Source organism: Levilactobacillus suantsaii (genome assembly GCF_004115745.1).
In the GTDB taxonomy this organism is placed as follows: domain Bacteria; phylum Bacillota; class Bacilli; order Lactobacillales; family Lactobacillaceae; genus Levilactobacillus; species Levilactobacillus suantsaii.
The window spans coordinates 1-924 of the sequence record NZ_QXIL01000061.1 but is presented as its reverse complement, the minus strand read 5'-3'; the positions used below and the strand labels follow the sequence as shown (position 1 = coordinate 924).

The 924-nt window shown below is 41.8% G+C and carries 1 protein-coding gene; it reads left to right on the top strand.

What is annotated here, in order from left to right; genetic code table 11:
- Nucleotides 1-104: 104 nt before the first annotated feature.
- The coding region (gene istA, locus DXH47_RS11535; protein WP_129033431.1) for an IS21 family transposase at nt 105-924 on the top strand (820 nt) is incomplete at its 3' end.

The window sequence follows — 924 nt, the reverse complement described above, 5'->3', positions numbered from 1 at the left end:
TGTGCATGGCGGTTATAAAATGTAGGAAAATGACGGCGTAAAAATGTCGGTTTTCCTACATTTTTTGATATTATGAATCACATTGACTTTAGGAGGTTTTCAATGTGAGACATGATGTCCGCGAAGGAGTGAAACAGTACGTGAATAATGATATCAAGCCTAATTTTACGGCTCTTGGAAGACAGTTTGGGGTAGATTATCGTACAGCTAAGAGAGCATATGAGGAGGCCCAAGGGAGTATGACCCTGCCCTTGATCAAACATAAACGGCCTAGCTTACTGGATGGCTATAGAAGCATTATCGAGGAAAAACTAGAGCTACATTGTTCTGCCAAGGCCATTTACAAATTCATTCAGAAACGGGGCTTTCAGGGAAAGTACACTATCGTTCGAGAATACTGTGCCAGTATTCGTAAGGAACGAACTCATAAAGCAACTATTCGTGTTGAACATACGCCGGGCCTATCGGCCCAAGTCGATTGGAAAGAAGAAATGACTTTATACGACAGGAATGGGCAGCCGCACCGTTTCAACATTTTTCTTTACGTCTTACCCTTTTCTAAATTGAAATATGTCACTTTGGTCTTTGAACGCAGTCAAGATACGTTGTTTCAATGCTTAAATGACGCGTTTGAGGCAACTGGTGGTGTTCCTTCCGAAATTTGGTTTGACAACATGAAGCAAGTTGTTGATCATACCAAATCAAGCTTTGGCAAAGCGATATTTAACGAGCGTTTTCGCCAATTTAGCCACGATGCTGGCTATAATCCAATTGCTTGTCGAGTATTTCGTCCACAGACTAAGGGTGTCGTCGAAGCATTAGCAAGAACAATGGAGCGACTTCGCCCGTACAATTATGAGTTTGAAGACGGTGTAGAACTCATTGGTCTGGTCAATGATCTCTGTGAAGATTTAAATTATGAGG